14 protein-coding genes are annotated in these 16782 nt (G+C 67.1%); 7 read left to right on the top strand and 7 right to left on the bottom strand.

All coding sequences use genetic code 11. The annotated features are described in order from the left end of the window. Positions 1-424: 424 nt before the first annotated feature. Positions 425-2626 (top strand): DEAD/DEAH box helicase family protein, encoded by a 2202-nt coding sequence (locus NYF13_RS22175; RefSeq protein ID WP_315659316.1) that lies wholly within the window; start codon positions 425-427, stop codon positions 2624-2626. A gap of 206 nt (positions 2627-2832) precedes the next feature. Beyond that, positions 2833-3453, top strand: a complete 621-nt coding sequence (locus tag NYF13_RS22180) for a hypothetical protein (RefSeq protein WP_315659318.1) — start codon at positions 2833-2835, stop codon at positions 3451-3453. A gap of 205 nt (positions 3454-3658) precedes the next feature. On the opposite strand, the gene NYF13_RS22185 is transcribed toward NYF13_RS22180, so the two are convergent. The 4 genes from NYF13_RS22185 to NYF13_RS22200 form a co-directional block, all read right to left on the bottom strand. Beyond that, positions 3659-4066: a transposase gene (locus NYF13_RS22185; protein ID WP_315659319.1), complete on the bottom strand. Its 408-nt coding sequence runs from the start codon at positions 4064-4066 to the stop codon at positions 3659-3661. Beyond that, positions 4036-4458 carry a helix-turn-helix domain-containing protein gene (locus NYF13_RS22190; protein ID WP_315660387.1) on the bottom strand — a complete coding sequence of 141 codons (423 nt, stop codon included), beginning with the start codon at positions 4456-4458 and terminating at the stop codon, positions 4036-4038. Before NYF13_RS22190 ends, NYF13_RS22185 begins: the two co-directional genes overlap by 31 nt. Before the next feature lie 375 nt (positions 4459-4833). Beyond that, a complete protein-coding gene (locus tag NYF13_RS22195; RefSeq protein WP_315659321.1) occupies positions 4834-5292 on the bottom strand; it encodes a hypothetical protein in 459 nt (152 codons plus the stop codon). Positions 5293-5381: 89 nt separating this feature from the next. Beyond that, positions 5382-5867, bottom strand: a complete 486-nt coding sequence (locus NYF13_RS22200; RefSeq protein ID WP_315659323.1) for a hypothetical protein — start codon at positions 5865-5867, stop codon at positions 5382-5384. 840 nt (positions 5868-6707) lie between these two features. On the opposite strand from NYF13_RS22200, the gene NYF13_RS22205 reads away from it, so the two are divergent. After that, complete coding sequence (locus NYF13_RS22205) at positions 6708-7343, top strand: NAD(P)-binding domain-containing protein (protein ID WP_315659325.1); 636 nt, start codon at positions 6708-6710, stop codon at positions 7341-7343. Positions 7344-7668: 325 nt separating this feature from the next. On the opposite strand, the gene NYF13_RS22210 is transcribed toward NYF13_RS22205, so the two are convergent. Then, positions 7669-8340, bottom strand: a complete 672-nt coding sequence (locus tag NYF13_RS22210; protein WP_315659326.1) for a TetR/AcrR family transcriptional regulator — start codon at positions 8338-8340, stop codon at positions 7669-7671. A gap of 87 nt (positions 8341-8427) precedes the next feature. Here NYF13_RS22210 and NYF13_RS22215 point away from each other — a divergent pair, with 87 nt between their 5' ends. The 3 genes from NYF13_RS22215 to NYF13_RS22225 are packed head-to-tail and all read left to right on the top strand — an operon-like array spanning position 8428 to position 11318. Further along, complete coding sequence (locus tag NYF13_RS22215) at positions 8428-9891, top strand: MFS transporter (RefSeq protein ID WP_315659327.1); 1464 nt, start codon at positions 8428-8430, stop codon at positions 9889-9891. 48 nt (positions 9892-9939) lie between these two features. After that, positions 9940-10347, top strand: a complete 408-nt coding sequence (locus tag NYF13_RS22220; RefSeq protein ID WP_315659329.1) for a PPOX class F420-dependent oxidoreductase — start codon at positions 9940-9942, stop codon at positions 10345-10347. Between the two features lie 56 nt (positions 10348-10403). Then, positions 10404-11318 (top strand): NADP-dependent oxidoreductase, encoded by a 915-nt coding sequence (locus NYF13_RS22225; protein ID WP_315659330.1) that lies wholly within the window; start codon positions 10404-10406, stop codon positions 11316-11318. A 1055-nt stretch (positions 11319-12373) separates the two neighbouring features. Here NYF13_RS22225 and NYF13_RS22230 read toward each other — a convergent pair. Further along, positions 12374-13318: an MBL fold metallo-hydrolase gene (locus NYF13_RS22230; RefSeq protein ID WP_315659331.1), complete on the bottom strand. Its 945-nt coding sequence runs from the start codon at positions 13316-13318 to the stop codon at positions 12374-12376. Positions 13319-13425: 107 nt separating this feature from the next. Between NYF13_RS22230 and NYF13_RS22235 the strand changes: the two genes are divergently transcribed. Beyond that, the gene (locus NYF13_RS22235; RefSeq protein WP_315659332.1) at positions 13426-14394 is read left to right on the top strand and encodes an AraC family transcriptional regulator; all 969 of its coding nucleotides are present in this window, start codon (positions 13426-13428) and stop codon (positions 14392-14394) included. A 964-nt stretch (positions 14395-15358) separates the two neighbouring features. Here NYF13_RS22235 and NYF13_RS22240 read toward each other — a convergent pair. Then, complete coding sequence (locus NYF13_RS22240) at positions 15359-16447, bottom strand: zinc-binding alcohol dehydrogenase family protein (RefSeq protein ID WP_315659334.1); 1089 nt, start codon at positions 16445-16447, stop codon at positions 15359-15361. Positions 16448-16782: the final 335 nt, after the last annotated feature.

Below are 16782 nucleotides of genomic sequence, written 5' to 3' on the forward strand. Positions count from 1 at the left end.
CGCTCGTGCGGGTGGTCGGTGAGGTTTCGTGCGGGTGGTCGGTGCGGGTCTCGCCGACCGACTACCCTCCCGCGGCTTCACAATCCCGGCGTTCTCCGACCGTCGCTGGCAGCAGATCACCCAGGCCCGCCGGGCCGTCGAACCGCTCGCGTTGCGCATACCCATCGAGCGCAGCGACCTCGCGCAACGGCGTCACGTCATGCTGTCGAGACGCCCATCGGTACGGCGGCGTACCGGCATCGTGACCGGGTGAGACGCCGGTATCGGACGGCACGAGAACGTGGCGCAGTCTGGAATCGCGACGTCGTCCTACATCAGTGTCACCGGGTCGCGCCCACCGGCGCTTGAACAGAACTCGCGCAGCTCGTGGCCTGGGTTCACGGAACCGGCGCATGGCGTCGATGATTATCGATAACGTGCTGAGGTGACTACTCAAAGCCGGAGTGACGACTCCGCGTCCGCACCACGCCGAGCGGGCGCGGCCTGGTCTGGGGAGGACACCGCGACCCTGCTGGACGGGCTCAGGCGCGGTGTGGCGCTGGAGGTGCTGGCGGAGACGCTGGAACGTACGCCCGGTGGGGTGCAAGCTCGGTGCCAGGTGCTGCTGCCCCGGGGCCTGCGGCCGGCGATGCGAGCCGATGGCGAGGCGGTGTTGCGGGCGCGGCTCGTAGCCGATCCGGACTTCGCGACGGTCGTCAGCCCAGCCCGGGTGTCCAGCCCTCGCGGGAGTCATGGCCGCAGCGCCGCAGTGTCGGCTGTTCCGCTGAGCGGCGAACAGCGCCGGATGATCGACGCGGTGCGCGCGGGGCGGGATGTGATCGTCGATGCCACGGTGGGATCGGGCAAGACCACCGCGATCCAGGCTCTGTGCACTGAAGTGGGTCGAGGCCGAGAGGTCTTGTACCTGACCTACAGCAAGCTGCTGAAGGCCGATGCGCAACGCCGGGTACGGAACGCGAAAGTGCAGAACTACCACGGCATCGTGTACCCGTCGCTGCTCCGGGCGGGCATCACGTGCGGCCTGGACGAATCCATCCGGCGGTTCAACTCCGCTTTCGCCAGAATGTCGGCGTGGTTTCCGCGCTTCGATCTGCTCGTCGTCGACGAGTACCAGGACATCAACGAGGAATACGCGCAGCTGCTGCGCAACATCAAGTCGCTGAACCCGGCGATGCAGACCGTGCTGGTTGGTGATCTGGCGCAGAAAGTGCAGTCGAACACCACGCTGGACGTGCAGCGGTTCACGCGGGAGATCACCCGCCAGGCCGAGCTGATGCCGTTCACACAGTCTTTCCGGGCAGGCCGGGAGCTTGGCGAGCTGCTGTCCGAGGCATGGAACAAGCCGGTGGTAGGCGTCAACCCCGCGCAGACGATCCGGTACGTCTCCTACTCCGATGCGCTTGATCTCATGCGCGCGAAGAATCCGGGCGACCTGCTGTGCCTGGGCAAACGCAACGGGCAGATGTCCGAGGCACTGAACCATCTGGAACACCACGATAGCGAGGTCTTCAACAAAGAAACCGTCTACGCCTCCATCCGCGACGGCGACAAATCGGTCACCTATAACGACAACACCGCCGTATTCACCACATTCGACTCCAGCAAAGGCCTGGAACGCCCGACGAGTGTGGTGTTCGACTACGACGAGAACATGTGGGACATGCGCTGCAGCTTCCCGAACGTGGACACCACCGTCATGCGCAACGTGTTCCTGGTGGCCGCGTCCCGCGGGAAGCACGAAGTCGTCTTCGTGCGATCAGCACACGCCCGCCGTCAACCCCGCAGCATCGGCTTCATCCCCGTGCATCGGTTCACCCAACTGCTCAACGAGGACCAGCCGAAATACGACAAGCCACTGCTGGCCTCGGACTGCTTCGACTTCACCTACGCGGAGAACCTCCAGGCGTGTATCGCCCTGCTAGACCGGCGACGCCTCGACGACGGCTCAGGCGAGGAGATCACCATCGACCGCGTCGACGGGCTGATCGACCTCTCTCCCGTGGTGGGGCACTACCAGGAAGCGGTCTTCTTCGACCGGTACAACCCCGCCCTCGAAGTGATGCTGAACCCCAAACCGATCGCGAAGCAGCTGCGCATCAAACTGAACGAGGACCCCTGGCACGATGCGCTGCTGCTGACCGCCGTCGACACCGACCAGATGCGCTACGCCGAGCAGGTCACCCGGAAAGTCAGCAGCGACATACGCGACGCGCTGACCAGACGGCTGGCGACCCAGCTTCCCCGCGACTGCGAAGCCCAGGTACCGATGAACCTTACTGGTACAGCTCTCGGGTCGCCGTCGGCGACGCCTGTCCGGTTCGTGGGTGTCGCCGACGCCGTGCACGACGGCCAGGTCTTCGAACTGAAGTTCGTCTCCGAACTCGACCGCGCCATGTTCCTTCAGCTGGCGCTCTACCTGGTGATGGGCGGTCACGAGACGGGCGTGCTGTGGAACACCCGCACCGACGAACGCTGGGCAGTGCGAGTGCCCGACCGCGCAAGATTCATGCACGCTGTCATCCGGTGCGTCACCAAGCAACGCTACCGGGCCTTCCAGACGTCACCACCGCAACAGGGAAACCAGCCCCCCGGAAACACCGGCGGCTTGTTCGGCCATCCAGGATGAGACGACAGTGAGGTACTCGCCCGCGCAACCGGCTCGTGATACGTAGCAGTGCAGCACAATCCCGGCAGTGAAGAACGATGTCGACGATGCCCGGCGGGTGCCAGGCCCCGACCACCCCACAACTCCGATCGTCCGCTCGAACCATCGGCTTCCCCCAGGTCGGGGCCGAGACCGCGCAGCCGCGGACGGGGTCGGATGATCGCCCGATGGCTGAATTCGGCCCCGCCGCCGAGGCGGAGGAGACCGCCGTCCACCGGTTCCCCGAACCCGGTGCGGTGCTTTTGCTCGTCACCGGCGGACTGCTGATCATCGGTGCATTCTTCGACCTGGGCACCATCAGCCTGACCCTGGGGCACAGCGAGGTCGCCTACCACGTCACGGCGTGGTCGACCGGAATGCGGAACACACCGTTCTCGATCCCGCGGTACTTCGGCGGGCCGCTGGTCGTCATCGGGTCGCTGGTGGCCATGGTGGCGATCGCAGTGGGGCTCGCGCCACGGCTGCCGGACCGGGTGACCCGGGCCGCCGGACGCGCCGCGGTGCCCGCCGGCGCCGTCACCGTGGTTGCCGTGATTTTCCTGCTCGTCCACCTCGCCAACGAGGCTGCTGTGCTCACCGCGGCATTCAAGGCAGGGCCGCCGATCGCGTTCACCACCTCGCTCGGTGCGGGCGCCGGTGTACTGATCGGGGCCGCAGTGCTCGCGCTCGCCGCGCTGGCGGTCCTGCTGCGCCGGCCCGCCGAGCCGCTGTCCCACCCGGACACGGCGGCCGGGCCGGACATCGTGGTCCACCAGCTCCCGCCGGACGACGACCCCGCGCCGCACTAGTGCTGTGTCCAGATAGGTTCGCCCGGGTTGATCAGGCGGCAGGGGTGAGGTGTTGGTTGCCCCAGCGGATGCCCTTTTCGCTGCAGACTCGTGCGCGTTCACGACGTTGCACGGCGAGCATGTCGAGGCGCCAAGCGTTGGCGTTGCGCCATTGCACATTTTCGTGCAGCCGACGAGCTAGCACCGGACGGTTCGGATGGTTCGATCACGCGATGACGAACGTGCGCAGCGGCCCGAAGTGCGCCTCGATCGGATTGGACGAGGAGGAGTAGGTCGGGGTGAAGTACAGTTCGACCTTGTTGCGGGCCGCCCAGTTGCGGATCGGCTGTCCGCGGTGGGCGGAGAGGTTGTCCAGGATGATGCAGATCGGTGTTCCGTCCGGACGCGAGGCACGGATCGACTCGGGCGCGGTCAGAGTGTTCACGGCGGACTTCTTGGTGCGCACGACGCCCCAGAGGGTGTCGTCGCCGACGGAGTAGCAGCCGTGGAACTGCCGGACTCCTTGCAGCTTGTGATAGATCGCCGGGCGCCGGTCCGGATGTTCTTGTCGGGCCCAACCGGCTCCCAGGTGCGGCCGGATGGTCAGTGAACCGAACTCGTCGAAGGTGAACACCTGATCCGGGAACCTGCTGGTGACCTGCCCGGTCCTGGCCAGCTTCGTATCCCGGTCCGGGTCGTGGGATACCTTTCAGGTCTTCGTATGCTGGAAGCTGATCTCGTGCTTGCGCAGGAACTGCCGCAGCCGTTCCCGCCCGGCCTGCGCCGCCTCCAGCGGGTGAAGGGCTGCTTGAGTTCCTTAAGTCGCGTGGTAGCCGTCGCGTCGAGGAGGGCTTCGTCTTCAGGGCTGATCAGGCGGGGACGGCCACCCGCCCACCGAGGGTCCAAGCTGGCCAGCTCCGCTTCGTTGAACCGGTGGATCACGCCGCGGATCGTGTCCTCGCCGCCTTGGACCAGCCGGGTGATCGTGGGAACGGTGTTTCCTCTGGCCAAGGCGAGCACTACCATCGCCCGCCGCAGCCGCACTGCGGAGCCGGTTCTTTTTCGCGATCTGCTGCAGCCGCTGACCCTCGTGATCGGTCGGCCTGCACACCCGGACTGGATCTGCCATCCACCCTGCCTGACAGCCAGTCGATCACCAGCCCCGAACGCTGACCGGCGTGTCACCAAACCGGCCCCTGAGCTTTGACGATCAGAGGCTTCGACGTGGTCTCGCAGTCGACGACGGGTGCACTCGTGGGGCGTGTCACCTCGGCGGCGAGGTCAGGCAGTGTGATTCAGCACTTGACGGGCTCCGCGCGTGCATCGTGGTCACGACGGTTTAAGCAACCGCCACCAGCAGTTCGGCGTAACCGGCAAGATTCTGTGCTGGCTAGTAGTTTCTTATTCGCTTTGATAGCTACCGATTTGACATTTCCATTCCGTTGCGGCGTCATACCAAGACGCAACACCATCTACAACAGAAGCCTGCGCAGGTCGTTCGGTTCCCGGTACTGTCGGAAGGCCAACTTGACGGCCATCGACAATAAAATCTTGAAGACCGCCGGCAACTTCGGACAGCGCATGCTCAGCATCTCCGACATAGGCCACATCGTAGCCAAAAACCTGCCCATCAGGAGCTGTCAGGAATACCCGTAGAGCAGTTTTATCGACTACACCAAAAGACCACACAATATCTCCTACCCAGGCGGCATCTTCTTGCCGGCGGCAAGCAGCCACCATGTCGGCCACTGCTCGACCGATGTCAGGGGCCCAGTCGGGAGCTGGCAGTTTTGTTCCCGACTGAGCACCCTGCCCCCCCTGAATAAATAGCGAGCTATCGAACGCTTTCTGATCAGCCATGACTTCCTTCGTGCATCTTTGAGCGAATCCTAGCTCACTAAGTGTACCTCGCCTGGCCAAGGAAGATCGACTCGGAAAAATTTAACCTGTCAACGAACGAGTGTAATTGCGAAGTCGAAAGTCGCATTAACTGTGGCCTGCGCGCCGTTCGCCGTGGGAAAAACTTCATGCACGCCCAGCTGATAATTTACGGCAGTGGTAAGGCCGCCAACCGAGGAGTGCAGCGTGTAATCAGATGGAATTCCCGCATGGTGATCATGATAGTTTCCGAGACGCTGACCGTTTGCAAAGATATCCGCATCCTCGACCATCGGACCAGTGGCAAGCGCCGCAGTAGCGGCGTTGAGCACGAACGACCATTGGAAGGTGTAGGGGTTCTGGCCATCGTAGTTGATTTGGCCGGTGAAGTTTCCTTGAGCAGTGCTTGCTGCGCATACCGGGTCCTGCGGCGTGAACTGCTTGGGCAACTGGCCACAGTCCGGCAGATTCGCCTGAATTTCGCCAGATTTCACAGGAACATGAACGATACGACCATTTTTGTCTTTGACGCTTATATCAATCCTGACCGCAGTCATGTTGGCGACGCGCTGGACACTTTGGCCAGGAGGCGCGGCTGTCGGACTGCCAGCAGCCACTCCAGACGTCGCAAGAACCGTTGTAACAGCAGCCACGAATATCGAGACAGACTTTGTGATCAAAAGCTTCCCCTCTCACAATAACAATCGCTAAATAGCTGTGTTATTTGGCGATTAATTCGAGAGTGACAGTCATGATCACGGCCGTAAACCTCCATTAGAGTGACGACTTAGGATACTTTCAGTGTGTTCCCCCTGGCCATAAGGTATTTGACCGTCATGGTGATGCACCCCACAGGTTCTGTCGCCGTGACTTTGAGGTCGGTCTGCATGCCGGAGCACCGCGATCAGCGCCGCCACCAAGAACCCGACGAAGGCCACCGCGTGCACCCGGTCCGGCAGGCACTGGGCAAACCACCGCAACAGAAATCCCCTGCGCAGCAGGCCGTTCAGGGCCCACATCGAGGCCGCCGGACGTCGAGATCCTTGCACCGGATCAGGAGTCCGGCCGCTCCGCCGGTCTGCGGCCCGTCTCCGACGACACCCGGGCGATGGCCATGTTCTCCTTCCCCGCGGCCGATCCCGACGTCGACCACCGAGATGTCGAAGCCCAGAAACGGTTGCTGCGCGAACGGATGGCCGGCCTGGGCTGGCTGACCCCGCGCATTCTCGCGCACCTGGAGGACACCCCGGACTTCTACCTCGACCAGGTCGCGCAGGTGGTGATGGACCGCTGGTCGAACGGGCGGGTGGGGCTACGTCAACGGCATGGAACTCGTCGCCGACGGCGGCACCACCGCCATCTGAACCGAACGATTCACAATCAGGACAGGACATCTCATGAGCAGCATCAGCATCATCGGCACCGGGAACATGGCCGCCACCCTCGGCGCACGGGCGATAGCGGGCGGCAACACCGTCGAGGTCATGGGCCGCGATCAGACCAAAGCCGCGGACCTGGCCAAGGCCCTCGGCGCAGGCGCCACGACAGGCGAATGCGGCACCACCCCGGCCGGGGACATCGTCATCGTGGCCCTGTTGCACGGCGGTGTCCTATCGGTCGTCGCCCAGTTCGGCGACGCCCTCGCGGGGAAGGTCATCGTCGATATCAGCAATCCCTTCAACTCCACCTTCGATGGGCTGGCCCACCGCGAGGAGACCTCGATCGCACAGGAAATCGCCAAGGTCCTCCCGGCCAGCGCCAGCGTGGTGAAGGCGTTCAACACCGTCTTCCGCCATGTCCTGGAGAAGGGGTGGCCCGACGTCTTCCTCGCCGGCGACAGTGCACAGGCCAAAGCAAGCGTGGAGGGGTTCATCAAGAGCCTCGGGATGCGTCCGCTGGACACCGGCGGCCTGGCAATGGCGCACTGGCTGGAAGGAGCGGGCGTGGTCGCGGTAGGCCTCGCCAACCACGGGGTGGGAAACGTGGACTTCGCCCTCGGCGTCAACGAACTTCCCGTCCGAGAAGACGGCTGACGGTCAGCGACACCGTCCAGTCCGTCGCCGGGCCGCTGTCCCATCAGAAGACCGCAGACCCGACGTCGCCACGATCGATGCGGCCATCCCCGCGGAACCCCACAGCGAGCGATCACGGTCCATTCCCGCAGTCCGCAGCCTGCTGCCGGAACGGCACGCGGAACACTCTCACGGAACAGCTCCACCAGCGAGCACGAGCAGCCCGGCCGGGGGTACCCGGATTGGCCTACTTACTTCACCGATCCGCGGAAACGCCCCGTCGCCACCGTGCGGGTCGTCGGCAGGGCCTCCGGGTACAGCGGACGCGCGTACACGGGCGTGGCGGTCAGGGCGCGGGGATCAGCTGGTCGAGCAGGTGGTTCAGGCCGGTGTCGAACAGGTCGTCGTCGGACCATCGGGCGTCGGTGAAGCCGGAGGTGCTCAGGGCCGGGTAGCGCTCGGCGGAGCCGAGGATGTGCGCACGGACTTTCGCGATCACGTCCGGGTCACCCAGCCGGCGCCAGGTCGCATCGGCCATCGACGCTCCGAGCACGAAGCTCACGAGTGTCTGCCGGGCGGCAGCGAGATCCGCTCCATCCAGCCCGCTTCGCAGGAGCGCGGCCTGAAGGTACTCGGTGCGCGCCAGCACATGGGGCCCGAGCAGCGGACGCCCGAGCAGCGCCGGTGACCACGGGTGGGCGAGCATCGCCGCACGCCAGCCGAGCAGCAGCGCCCGGATCCCGGCCCGGGGCGAGGCTTGCGGCGCAGGGACCGGTACCTCGCCGACGATGTGGTCGAGGGCGAGGGCGAGCAGGTCCTCCTTGGTCGAGACATGCCAGTACAGCGCCGTGGAGGTGACCTCCAGGCGTTCAGCGAGCCGGCGCATGGTCAGCCGTTCGGCACCGTCGGAGTCCAGCGCGGCGACCGCCGCGCTGATGATGCGTTCCAGAGTGAGCGGCGTGGCGCGCCGGGATGGTCGCGGGCGTTCCTCGCGCAGCCACAGGACATCGTCGGTCATGACCTCACTCTACCCATCAACAGTTGACTTATCATCGGTAAGTCTAATATAACGTTGGTAACTTGATCTCCGAGTGAACGAGGCCCCATGAAGTCCGATAGCGTCCCGAACCGGTGGCTGGCGCTGCTCGTGCTGAGCCTGGCCCAGCTGACGGTCATCCTCGACTCCACCATCGTCAACATCGCCCTGCCCACCGCGCAGCGCGACCTGGCCTTCTCCGACTCCAACCGCCAGTGGATCGTGACCGGCTACGCCCTGGCCTTCGGCAGCCTGCTGCTGCTGGGCGGCCGGTTGTGCGACCTCTACGGCCGTAAGCGCCTGTTCGTCATCGGCATGATCGGTTTCGCCGCCACGTCCGCGCTCGGCGGCGCCGCGAGTGGCTTCACCCTGCTGTTGATCGCGCGCATCGCCCAGGGCGGTTTCGCCGCGGCCCTTGCCCCGGCCGCCCTGTCGATGGTGTCGGTGACCTTCGCCGGCAACGCCGCCGAACGGGGCCGCGCGTTCGGCGTGTTCGGCGCGGTCTCCGGCGCCGGTGGTGCGCTGGGCCTGCTCCTGGGCGGGGTCCTCACCCAGAACCTGTCCTGGCGGTGGTGTCTCTACGTCAACGTCGTCATCGCCGTCCTCGCGGTGGCCGGGGCGTGGCTGTTCCTCCGCGACCGGGCCCGCCCGCCCCGCACCCGGCTCGACCTCGCCGGGACGGTACTGGCGCTGCTGGGGTTGTTCGGCCTCGTCTACGGCCTGGGCAACGCCGCCACCGCCGGGTGGACCGCCCTGGTGACCCTCGGCCCGGTCACGCTCGGCGTGCTCCTGCTCCTCGCGTTCGTCCTGTTCGAACGCCGGGTGACGCACCCGCTGCTGCCGCTGCCGGTCGTGCTCGACCGCGACCGTGGCGCCTCCTACCTGACGATCGGGATCTCCGGCACCGGTGGTTTCGCGGTGTTCCTGTTCGTCACCTACTACCTCGCCGACACCCTGAAGTTCACCCCGGTGCAAAGCGGCCTGGCGTTCCTGCCGATGGTCGTGCTGATCATGGGCGGGGCGATCGTGTCCGGCGCGGCGCTGCTGCCACGCGTCGGGCCACGGCCCGTGGTCACCGCCGGCAGCCTGCTCGCCGCAACCGGGATGGCCCTGCTCACCGGCCTCGACGCCGGTTCCACCTACACCAGCGGGGTGCTGCCCGCGCTGCTGATCATCGGGCTCGGCCTCGGCATGATCTTCGGGCCGGGGCAGAACGCCGCCACCACCGGCGTCTCGCCCGGTGAAACCGGGGTGGCCTCCGCGATGGCCAACATCACCCAGCAGGTCGGCGGCTCGATCGGGCTCGCGGTGTTCAGTTCCCTGGGCGCCACCGCCACCACCCGCTACCTCACCGCCCACGCCGCGACCGCGGCCGACCCGGCCACCCTCGCTCAGGCCACCTTCGCCGGCTACCACCTCGTGTTCTGGATCGCCGCCGCCCTGTTCCTCGCCGCCGCGCTGCTCGCAGCCGGGCTCTACCGCCCCGGGCCCCTTGCCACCAGACCCGATACCGAGCCCGCCCTCACCCCCTGACCCACCCCCCGCTGCCGGTACGCGGCATCGATTGATCCGAGGAGACCCGTGTTCACCGAGAAAGAGATCCGGTACATGGCCGAGCAGCACCTGTGCCGGGTGGCGACCGCCCAGCCGGACGGCACCCTGCAGGTCAGCCCGGTCGGGTTCAGCTACAACCCCGGCACCTGCACCATCGACCTGCTGGGCCTGCGGCTGAGCACCAGCCGCCGGTTCCGCAACGTCGCCGACAACGGCCGCATCGCACTGGTCATCGACGACGTCCCCAGCACCGACCCCTGGCGGGTCCGCTCCCTGGAAATCCGCGGTCACGCCGAAGCACTCACCGGCGTCCCCACCCCCGAGCAGTACGACAACGCGATGATCTGCGTCCATCCCCACCGCATCATCGCCATCGGCGTCGAGGACTGGGACCTCGACTACACCCGGCAAATCCCTCACAGCCGCACCGTCTGACCACCCCACCCCCGCCGATTCCCGCGCACCAGCGCACCCGACAGGAGACGATCACCATGAAAGCAGCACAGTTCCAGCACTACGGCGGACCCGAGGTCCTGCAGATCGTGGACCTTCCCGACCCGCATCCCGGCCCCGGCCAGGTCCGCATCACCGTCCGGGCCGCCGGAATCAGTGCCAGCGACGCGAAAATGCGCCGCGGTGAACTCAACTTCGGCGCCACCCTGCCCGAGACCACCGGCGCCGACGTCGCCGGCATCGTCGACGAACTCGGTGACGGCGTCACCGACGTCGCCGTCGGCGACCGGGTCTTCGGGATCTCCGACGACCACGCCGCCGCCGCCCAATACGCGCTGCTCACCTACCGGGCACCCATCCCTGAGTCGCTCGGGTTCGTCGACGCCGCCGGCCTGCCCGCCGCCCTGGAAACCGCCACCCGCGGCCTCGACCAGCTGAACGTCACCACCGGAACCACCCTGTTCATCAACGGCGCCTCCGGCGGGGTCGGCACCGCCGCCGTCCAGCTCGCCCGCGCCCGCGGCGCCCGGGTCATCGGCTCCGCCGGCGCCCGCAACAGCGGCTTCCTGCACACCCTGGGCGCCGAACCGGTCACCTACGGCCCCGGCATGACCGACGCCGTGCATGCCCTCGCCCCCCATGGCGTCGACGTCGCCCTCGACGTCGCCGGCAACGGAATCCTCCCCGAACTCGTCACCCTCACCGGCGGCGACCCGACAAACGTGATCACCCTCGCCGACGTCGCCGGCGCCGAAGCACACGGCGTCCACTTCAGCAACGGATTCGTCGACGGCAACGCCTTCCACTCCCTGGCCACCATCGGCGAACTCATCGAACGCGGGCAATTCTGGCTACCAGTGGAGCGGACCTACCCCCTCACCGACATCGCCGCCGCCCACCACGCCAGCGAAACCGGCCACGTCCGCGGCCGCCTCGTCCTCATCATCACCTGACCCACCACCCCAGCACCGGTGATGGGCGGGACACGATCAGTCCCGCCCATCACCTCCTCGACCATGGCTCTAGCCCAGCCTCTCCGGACAGGGTGACCACGGCAGAGCGAGCGGTTGGATGAGTCACCGTCCCGACGTGTCGCCTGCCAGCGACACCGTCAACCGCGTGAACGGTGAGGTCTCCGCTGGCGTCGGCCTGGCACAACCTACGCACCGAGCTGCTCCGCGGTCTGCCAGCCGGTATTCACCCCGCCAGGACGACAACATCCGCTCATGCCGCTGACCGCACATCGGGAACGCACCGCCCGCCGATCGAGAAACCGTTCCACTTTCGTACGACATTCAGCATGGCTACGACTGCCGGCGTGGTGGCCCCGCAACGAGGTAAGCGACACAATGCAGTGTCCGGACGAAGCGGTGGCCGAACCGCCTGCAGGTGCGTCGGGCAGCTGCCTTTCTTATCCGAAAGGCTCGCCACAGTGCAGTCACAACTGGCCGATATTGATCATGGCTTGTGATCAGGTTGGTCAATCTCGACCGGAGCATCGAGCGCGTCCGCACGACCGGCGGCCCCGTCACTCCCGATACGCCGATCATCACCCAGTAGCGGTGCTCGTCAATCAGTGCGGCTTGGCGTAGATGCCGGATGGGGCCCCGATCGAGATGCCCCACTTCGACTTGAACGGTGACAGGTTCATCAGCGACGGTACCGTCGGCCAATGCCGACCGGTGCGTGGCGCGCCATGGCCATGCCTCGGTCCGCTGGTGGACCGGCGGTGTGCTGCCGTCGCAGAAATACCGGAATCGGGCGGCAGATGACGCCAGGCGCCCCCGCTGGGCGGCGCGAACACCGTCGCGGTGAACACCGCCGATCGCCGGTCCGCAACATTCCGCCACCCTGCAGGCATGCCACACCCGGCGGAATGAGCGGCTCGTTCAGCGCTCCCACCGCATCGCGCATCGGCCGTCGCGGCAACTCGCCCGGCCCGTGATGACCTTGCCCTGCTGGACCCCAATCCAGATGAGGCACGCTGCCGGTCATGGCGAGCTTGCCGCTATCGCGGGGGTCTGACCGGCGTCCCGGTCTGGCCCATCGGATGGCAGGTGTGGTGGCCGCCGTCCGGGTCGGTCATGAACGCACCCGCGCCGCCGAAGTGGGCGGGGATGATCCACGCGCGGTCCCGTGCGGCCTGGTCGAGCAGGCGTCGGCGGCTGGTCTGGGCGGCTGCGGGATCGACGCAGTGCGCGCTGTTGCAGGCAGGGTCGACGAGCTGGGCCGGGCTCTGGATGAGGTCGCCGACGAACAAGGCCCGGTCCGGGCCGGAGCGCAGGCTCAGCACCGACGATCCCGGTGTATGCCCGGGCGCCGCCTCCAGCGTCAGGTTCTCGTCGATGCGATAGGAGTCCTCCCACAGCACCGTCTGACCGGCGCGGTGCAGCGGTGCGACGCTGTCTTCGTAGACCAGGCGTCCGTCGTCCTGGGTGCCGGCGCCGTGGGCGTTGCCTGGGCCGAAGAATGCGTCGTCGGCCCGCGCGATGAGGTACTGCGCGTTCGGGAATGCGGGTACCCACTCGCCGGGATCGGCCTCGACGGTGTTGCCGCCGATGTGGTCGACGTGCAGATGGGTGTTGACCACCACGTCGACATCGCCAGGCGTGACGCCGACCGCGCGCAGCCGGTCCAGCAGCCCGCCCTGCCAGCGGTCGAACGGCGGTGAGCCGGGCCGTGGGTGCCCGTCGCCCATACCGGTGTCGACCAGGACCGTCCGGCCCGCGCTGCGCAGCAGCCAGGTCTGCAGGGCGAGCACGGCGAGTTCGTGTTCCGCTTCGTAGTGGTCGGGCACCAGCCAGTCCGCGTTGTCCCGCCAGATGTGCGGGGGAATGTCCGGGAACGCCGCGGCGGCCGGGCCGAACGGTCCGTGCCACTCGATCAGCCGCACGACCTCGACCTCACCCAGGACGACGGCGGGAGCGGCGGCCGTGTTGTCAGCAGTGCTCATGGCGCAACGGTAGGGCGGCGGCGAGGTGAGCTCGATGCGTCGCCGGATCACGTGCCTGCGTGGTCGTCTCACGGTCGCGCCGCTCATCCGGTTGCTACGTTGGCCGGATGGACCTGCTGGCCAATGCCATTGCGGCCGCCCGATTCGGTCGGCCGTCCTCCGATCGCGTTCACCTGACCGGCTCGTGGTGTGTGCAGCTCGACGACTACACGGGCACGGCGTTCCTCACCGTGCTCACGGGTACCTGCTGGCTGCTGCGCGACGAAGGCGAACCGGTGGCGCTGGCGCGCGGGGACGTCGTGCTGCTCACCCCGAGAGCCCGAAGGTTCGTTGTGGCGAGCGAGTATCTGGATCCCGCCGAGGCCCGCCGGCGCACGGTGTCGTTCACGTCCTGGCGGAGCGCCCAACCCCAGGCCGGGGCCGGGCCCGCACCGGGGTCCGGTGTCGTCGACGTGCTCTGCGGCAAGTACCGGCTTCCCGCCGGCCGGTTGCCTCCGCTGCTGGCCGACCTGCCGGAGGTCATCCACATCGACCGGGCCTCCGCGGAGGCAACCGAGCTGGGTGCGGTGATCCGACTGCTGGAACTGGAGCAGCGTCCCGGGCAGGCAGGCGCAGCGGCCGCGCTTCCCGGCCTGCTGGACCTCGTCCTGGTCTATGCCATGCGCTGGTGGACCATGGGCGCCGGCCCGCAGGCGGCCTGGACGGCCGCGCTCGCCGACCCCGTCACGGCGGCCGCGCTGACGGCTCTGCACGCCGACCCGGCCCGCCCGTGGACCATCAGCCGTCTCGCCGCGGCCGTCGGGGTGTCGCGGCCCACGCTGGTCCGGCGGTTCACCGCGGCGGTCGGCCACGGCCCGATGGGCTACCTCACCTGGTGGCGCCTGGTGACCGCATCCGCGCTACTGCGCCACAGCAACGCCACACTGGCCACCGTGGCGCAACAGGTCGGCTACAGCAGCCCTTACTCGTTCTCCCACGCCTTCAAGCGGCAATTCGGTACCACTCCGGGCCGTTACCGCGCCACGGCCCGGGCAGCCGACTCGGCCGCAGCACGCCCGCCCACAAGGCCAGATTGACCGGCGAATTCAGCTGACAGGCTTAGCAGTAAGTCCTCGCACAATGGGCGGAACCACCGCATACGTTTACAGACCACGGCCGTCGATTCCCCCGGAGTAAATGACCGCGCAAAATATCCACGTGCCGACGAGTCGAAGCCCGTGGTGACGGTGTCACCGGTAAGGGCCACGAGAACGCAGCCGGGTCGTCAAGGATGCGGTCACGTTCGGCTGCCACCTCGTCGACGGGACCGTCGACGAGGTGGTAACTCCGCCGCATCCGACCGATCGGGGTCCGGTTGAATACGCGGCGAAGTCCGCGTGAGCGGGTCATTTCTCACACCCGGCAGACGCTGGACAGGCGCGGGTTCCGTCCGTGGCGTTGGCCGGTGGGGATGACCCGGCAGCGCGGCGAGTGCGCCTTGATCGGCCAGACGACATCGGACGCGGACTCGAACTTCGCCCGGACCTGAGGATGCAGAGGGAGTGGTCGTCAGCACCATTTCGGAGCCTGCTCTGGCTGGCCGTTACCGGCACTTCCCTCCTGACATTGACATCGAGCAGGAGCGGGCGTTGAGGTCCGGTATCCAGCTGCGAAGCGGCCATGGGAGATGGCGGGAAGGCGTTGAACCGTGGTCGGCGACATGGCGTCATAGCCCGACAAGTCGAGATGACCGGCGGACATGCCGGTGACGGGCCGCTGGTGGCGCCTGCGGTGCGCTGGTAATGAACAGTCGGGCGCAGGGGTCGCCGGCGTCGGTGCGATGACCGAGTGCGCTACCCAATCACCGCGACGAACGCCAGACCCGCCCCGGGGCCGGATCACCGACACTCCAGCCCAGGCGGCCGCGGGGCGGGAAGCCGGAACTTCACTCGTTGGCGCTCGACGTTGTTTCCGCGAAGAATCCCGGGAACCATATGTCGAGCGCCTCGGACAGGCCGGTTCCCTTCTCACCCACGCCACGTGCCCGTCAGCGACGAGCAGTCACATTTTCAGCAGGACCCGGCCGAAAGGGCCGTTTTCGCTCAGGTGCCGCGCGGCTTCCGCGGCCTGGTCCAGGGGGAACACGCGGTCGACCACCGGGTCGATCCGGTGGTTTTCCACCAGCTCCAGCAGGGTCCGGTTGACCGTGTTGACCTGCTCGGCCGTGAATCGGGCGAACTGGAAGCCGTGGATGGAGGCGCTCTTCCAGATCAGATCGGTGACGTTGATCATCGCGTGCGGTCCGGCGGCGTAGCCGATGCTGATCAGCCGGCCGCCGCGGGCGAGGGCGCCGAGGGCTTCACCGGTCAGCGGGCCGCCGACGCCGTCGAGGACGATGTCGACGCCCGTACCGCCGGTCAGCCGCGCGACACCCTCTTTCAGCGATTCCTGGGACAGGTCGATCACCTGGTACCCCCGGGCTCGTCCTTGTTCCGCTTTGGCCGTGCTGGTGGCAGTGGTGATGGCGTGACTCGCGCCGAGCACGGTGGCGACTTCGACCCCTCCTTGTCCCACCGCCCCGCCGACACCCGGTGCGAGCACTGCCGATCCAAGAGTGAAACCGGCCAGCTCGGTGAGAGCGAGGTATGCGGTGAGGTACCCCGCGCCGGTGGTCAGCGCGGCGGCGGCGACGTCGTCGACCGCATCGGGAACCGCCAGCAGGTGCTCGGGGTCGACCGCTACGGCATCGGCCCAGGTGCCGTCCACACCCACGCCGTAGCGGCCGCCGCTGATCACCACTCGTGTCCCGGCGGGCAGGTCGGAACCCCCGGGGTTGTCGATGACGCCGACACCGAAGCCGCCGGGGCGGATGGGGAAGTCTTTCACGGCCGCGGCCGGTAGCTTGCCTGATCGGACGGTGTTGTCGAGCGGGTTGATCCCCGCGAGGGTCATCCGCACCACTGCCTGGTCCTGGGCGGGCACCGGTTCGGGCACCGTGGCTGATTCCAGGGTGTCGTAGCCACCGAACCGGTTGTACTGGATTGCACGCATATCCTGAGACTCCCCTGTTCGCGAAGGACAATATGAATTGAGACTCTTTTGCCTACACCACCACGATGACGGGAGGACACGGCACGATTGTTTGTTCACCCCGATAAGCGAAGAAAAACCGATCCGGGTGACAGCTCACGATCGTGGCGACACGGTGATCCGTCGTCCCGTGCCGTCGCGGCACCGCATCGGACCGCCGCCCCATCCGCACCCGAGTCCACGATCGGCGGTCCCCGTCGCCACGCTCTCCACGAGCCGGAAGAGGGTGAGCAAGGTGCGGTAGCCGTAGCCGGGTCTGCGAGCGCCCCCCATCCGGGGATAACTGATCGACTTCGCGTCGGATCGCGGGGGTTCGCGGGGGGTGGGTCGGGAACGACGTGGCCAGGCCCTTGACGGTCGCGGTGAGCAGCACCCGTTGGAGTGTCATTCCGGCC

It is taken from the genome of Amycolatopsis sp. PS_44_ISF1, assembly GCF_032335455.1.
Taxonomy (GTDB): domain Bacteria; phylum Actinomycetota; class Actinomycetes; order Mycobacteriales; family Pseudonocardiaceae; genus Amycolatopsis.

Bases quoted from the DNA above. Each gene is read 5' to 3' on its own strand.
- NYF13_RS22180 (WP_315659318.1), top strand. From the start codon at position 2,833: ATGGCTGAATTCGGCCCCGCCGCCGAGGCGGAGGAGACCGCCGTCCAC.
- NYF13_RS22190 (WP_315660387.1), bottom strand. From the start codon at position 4,458: ATGGTAGTGCTCGCCTTGGCCAGAGGAAACACCGTTCCCACGATCACC.
- NYF13_RS22195 (WP_315659321.1), bottom strand. From the start codon at position 5,292: ATGGCTGATCAGAAAGCGTTCGATAGCTCGCTATTTATTCAGGGGGGG.
- NYF13_RS22200 (WP_315659323.1), bottom strand. From the start codon at position 5,867: ATGACTGCGGTCAGGATTGATATAAGCGTCAAAGACAAAAATGGTCGT.
- NYF13_RS22205 (WP_315659325.1), top strand. From the start codon at position 6,708: ATGAGCAGCATCAGCATCATCGGCACCGGGAACATGGCCGCCACCCTC.
- NYF13_RS22210 (WP_315659326.1), bottom strand. From the start codon at position 8,340: ATGACCGACGATGTCCTGTGGCTGCGCGAGGAACGCCCGCGACCATCC.
- NYF13_RS22215 (WP_315659327.1), top strand. From the start codon at position 8,428: ATGAAGTCCGATAGCGTCCCGAACCGGTGGCTGGCGCTGCTCGTGCTG.
- NYF13_RS22225 (WP_315659330.1), top strand. From the start codon at position 10,404: ATGAAAGCAGCACAGTTCCAGCACTACGGCGGACCCGAGGTCCTGCAG.
- NYF13_RS22230 (WP_315659331.1), bottom strand. From the start codon at position 13,318: ATGAGCACTGCTGACAACACGGCCGCCGCTCCCGCCGTCGTCCTGGGT.
- NYF13_RS22235 (WP_315659332.1), top strand. From the start codon at position 13,426: ATGGACCTGCTGGCCAATGCCATTGCGGCCGCCCGATTCGGTCGGCCG.